The following is a 4,073-nucleotide window of genomic DNA, read 5'->3' as shown; positions in this document are numbered from 1 at the left end:
GACGTACTGCACCAGCTTGACCAGAGAAACCACCACCATTAACGTTAGCTAAAACATCGTATTGACCGTCAGTCTTAGTAACATTAAATGGTTGGTTAACAATAGCACGTAAGTTGGCAAATGGAATGTAGTCTTCAATTGCCTTGCCGTTCATTGTAATCTTACCAGAACCTGGTACTAAGCGAACACGCGCAGTAGCGTCTTTACGCCGACCAGTACCACTGTATTGAACTTGTTGAGCCAATTCCATTCCCTCCTTAAATTAAGTTAGTAATATCGAGTGCTTCAGGCTTTTGTGCTGCATGACTGTGATCTTCACCAGCGTATACATGAAGCTTTAAGCCCATCTTACGACCAAGAGAATTGTGTGGAAGCATACCCTTGATTGAGTGTTCCAATAACTTCTCAGGTTCCTTAGCACGGAAGTCACCAGCAGTCCGTTGCTTCAAACCACCAGCGTAGTCTGAGTGACGGTAGTAAATCTTGTCAGTAGCTTTCTTACCAGTTAACTTAACTTGCGCAGCGTTGATAACAATAACATTGTCACCAGTATCAACGTGTGGAGTGTATGTTGGCTTGTTCTTACCACGCAAAATTGATGCGACGACAGCAGAAAGACGACCCATTGGGACATCCTTTGCATCGACAACGTACCACTTGCGATCAACTTCACCAGGTTTTGCGATGTATGTCGTTCTCACGATTAAGTCCTCCAATTTTGTTTTTCTTTTACATATAATAGTGTACCGAGTTATTAGATGGAAAAGAAATACCAAGTGCTAGTATACCTTGTTACAACCACTTCGTCAATCACTTTCCCGATCATTCCCGTAATCTACTGAAACTAAATATAGGCCGCTTGCGGGAGCAGTCATCCGAGCTTGTGTCCGATCTTTAGCTGCTAATACACGTTTAACATCATCAACAGGTCGTTGCTTACTGCCGATTTCTAAAAGAAAGGCCACCATGATCCGAATTTGATTATAGAGAAAGCCGTTCCCAGTAAAGTCAAAAACAACCTCATTTCTTAATTTATCCCGTTTGATATCTATTTTATAAACGGTTCGAACATTGCTTTTAGCTTGGCTTCCGGAGGCTACAAAGCTAGTAAAGTCATGTTCGCCAATAAAGTTCTTAGCAGCCTTTCGCATTAACGTTAAATCCAATGGATATTTAAAATGTGCTGTATAGTTTCGCTTAAAGGGATTAACAAATTCTCCTTGATCCACTCGGTAACGATAAGTCTTATTATGAGCACTATACCGGGCATGAAAATCGCTATCGACTAATTCTGCTTTTTTTATCAGAATATCAAGCGGCAAAATACTATTTAATGCCTTGCGCATTGATTCATTACTCAGGTGGTATGGAATATCAAAATGAGCAACCTGATTTAAGGCATGAACTCCAGCATCAGTTCTCCCTGATCCAATTACTGGAATTTCAGGGGTTGGATGCTTAGCAATCTTGTTAACCGCATTTTTTAAAACCTGCTCTACCGTTCTTTTATGCGGCTGAATTTGAAAGCCGGAAAAATTTGATCCATCGTAAGCAAATGTTATTTTGTAACGATACACAATGAAAACTCTCCTCGCTAAATTAAGTTTAAAATCCCAATTACAACATCAGCCATAAGCATCAACAATAATGCAACGGTATCTCCTTTGTGCCAGGATAACTGGCGATATTGAGTCCGTGGACGCTCTAATGAATATCCCCGCGCTTCCATTGCTGTTGCTAAGTCTTCCGAATGATGAAACGAATTCACAAATAATGGAATTATAATTGGAATAAGGTGCTTTAGCCTCGTTATTAAGTTTCCTTGGTGGAAATCCATTCCCCGTGACCGCTGAGCATTCATAATTATCTTAATATCTGCCATAATTGTCGGAACAAATCTTAATGCAATTGATAACATCAGGGAAATCTTATCTACCGGAACTCTTAACCATTTTAACGGAAAAATTAACCAGGAAAATGCTCCAGCTAACTGCAGAGTTGGCGTGGTTACCGTGAGAATCGTGGATGCTGTAATAATTACCGTAAACCGATAAAAGATTAAAAATGCATTCTTTATTCCGTCACTTGTTATCGAAATCCAGCCATAATGCCAATACATCTGACCGCCGCTACTGAATAGGACCTGTAGACAAACAGTTATTAGGATCACAATTAAAAATGGCTTTATCCCTGTCCAATACATCCGAAGAGGAACCCGGCTTATAATCAGCGTAATTAGCAAAACAAATGATATCCAAATCGCTGGCCATAAATGATTAGCAAAAAAAACACTGATAACATACCAAATACAAAGAATTAATTTAGTCCGGGCATCTAAACGATGAATTGGTGAATTTAGCGGAACATAGCTTCCAAAGACAACCATGTTACCCATTTGCCATTCCCCCATTCTTTAATCGTTCAATCAGGTTTGCAGACAGTTCATCCAATGATAGAGGCAATCCGCTCAAACCAATTTCCCGGGAAATTTGAATGCTTTTAGGCGCTAACAAGTTACTCTTATTCAACAGTTGCTGACTGCCAAAGAACTCTTGCGGATTACCATCAAACGTAATCTGTCCATCGTGAAGGGCAATGATTTGGGTTACTAATGATGTAACCATTTCTAAATAATGAGTAATCATAATAATGGTAACTCCACGCTGATTTAATTCTTTAATAATATTGAGTAACCGGTGGACAGCCAAGGAATCAAGTCCAACTGCAGGTTCATCTAAAATTAAAACTTCTGGATTCATTGCCAGCACTCCAGCAATTGCAACTCGGCGTTTTTGCCCACCAGATAGTGAAAAAGGAGATTGTTCAAGAATAGCCGGTGATAATTGAACGGTTTCTAACGCTTTCCTAATTGACTTGTTTATTTTTTCTTGAGACCAACCAAGGTTCTGTGGCCCGAATGCTAAATCTTCACGAACAGTTTGTGCAAATAACTGGCGTTCAGGAAACTGAAAAACGAAGCCAATTTTTTGTCGAAATAGTTCTTGTTCTCTTTTGGATGTTTGATTATTAATTAACCGTCCATTTACGATTACCTGTCCTGACGTTGGCAGAGTCAAGGCGTCAATTAAGTTGACCAGAGTTGACTTACCACTCCCCGTTTGTCCAACCAACACAGTAAATGCCCCATCAGCAATCTTTAAGTTAATATTACGTAGTGCTTGGTAAGCTAGCGGAGTCGTTGGCTGATAGGTAAAGTTAACGTTTCTTAATTCAATTTTTGCTTTAGCCATTGAACCATTTCCCCCGTTGTCATGTATTCCTGAGGCACCTTAATTCCCGCATGAATTAATTTCTCTCTAATTTGCTCACCAGCTGCTGGTGTCAGTTGAAGCTTTCTTAATAATTGATGATTTGATAAAACCTTTTTAGTAACATCATTTGCTACTACTTTACCTTGATCAAGGATCAAAATATGATCAGCCAGTTCTGCTTCATTAAGGTCGTGGGTAATCATGATGATTGTATACCCCCCATCATGATGAAGAGTTTCTAGTAGCTTCATAATTGATTCTCTTCCCACTGGATCAAGCATGCTAGTAGCCTCATCAAAGATAATTATTTTAGGCTTTACTGCTAACACTCCCGCAATAGCAATTCGTTGTTTTTGACCACCAGAAAGATCAGCAATTAAACTATCCTCATAATCAATCATTCCAACACTTTTTAAGGCTCGCTTAATGATCGTCGGCATTTTCTTCGGATCAATATTATAATTTTCTAAACCAAAAGCAACATCTTCGGCAACTGTTGAGCCAACGAATTGGTTTTCCGGGTTTTGAAAAACCATTCCAACCAACTTATGAACTGTTTCTAAATGCTGTTCATTTACTTCTAAATCACCAATTAGAATTTTTCCCTTACTTGGTTGAAGAAGGCCATTAAGAAGACGAACAACCGTACTCTTCCCACTTCCATTATGACCAACAATTGAGATCCATTTATTTGTCGGCAAAACAAATGATTGATTATCTATTAGTACCTTATTAGAGTCAGGATATTTAAATGTGACATGGTTAAATTTAATCTCTTGCATCTTTTTTATCCTTTACGTT

Annotated in this window: 6 protein-coding genes; all 6 read right to left on the bottom strand. The window is 39.0% G+C overall.

Annotation, left to right across the window (positions count from 1 at the left end):
• Window positions 1-250: 30S ribosomal protein S9 (gene rpsI, locus HMPREF0549_RS02490; RefSeq protein ID WP_003716684.1), on the bottom strand; the 250-nt coding region annotated here is incomplete at its 3' end.
• Window positions 251-257: 7 nt separating this feature from the next.
• Window positions 258-701, bottom strand: coding sequence for a 50S ribosomal protein L13 (gene rplM / locus HMPREF0549_RS02485; protein ID WP_040530816.1), 444 nt, complete (start codon window positions 699-701; stop codon window positions 258-260).
• Between the two features lie 105 nt (window positions 702-806).
• A complete protein-coding gene (gene truA, locus HMPREF0549_RS02480; protein ID WP_003716682.1) occupies window positions 807-1,577 on the bottom strand; it encodes a tRNA pseudouridine(38-40) synthase TruA in 771 nt (256 codons plus the stop codon).
• A 17-nt stretch (window positions 1,578-1,594) separates the two neighbouring features.
• Window positions 1,595-2,395 (bottom strand): energy-coupling factor transporter transmembrane component T family protein, encoded by an 801-nt coding sequence (locus HMPREF0549_RS02475; protein WP_040530814.1) that lies wholly within the window; start codon window positions 2,393-2,395, stop codon window positions 1,595-1,597.
• Window positions 2,388-3,251, bottom strand: coding sequence for an ATP-binding cassette domain-containing protein (locus HMPREF0549_RS02470; protein ID WP_003716680.1), 864 nt, complete (start codon window positions 3,249-3,251; stop codon window positions 2,388-2,390). The genes HMPREF0549_RS02475 and HMPREF0549_RS02470 overlap by 8 nt, the downstream gene beginning before the upstream one ends.
• On the bottom strand, window positions 3,227-4,054 hold the full coding sequence (locus HMPREF0549_RS02465; protein ID WP_003716679.1) for an energy-coupling factor transporter ATPase: 828 nt from the start codon (window positions 4,052-4,054) through the stop codon (window positions 3,227-3,229). The genes HMPREF0549_RS02470 and HMPREF0549_RS02465 overlap by 25 nt, the downstream gene beginning before the upstream one ends.
• Between the last annotated feature and the right edge of the window lie 19 nt (window positions 4,055-4,073).

Source organism: Limosilactobacillus vaginalis DSM 5837 = ATCC 49540 (assembly GCF_000159435.1).
GTDB classification, from domain to species: domain Bacteria; phylum Bacillota; class Bacilli; order Lactobacillales; family Lactobacillaceae; genus Limosilactobacillus; species Limosilactobacillus vaginalis.
Note: the sequence above shows the minus strand (reverse complement) of the source record. Positions and strands in the feature narration are given on the sequence as shown.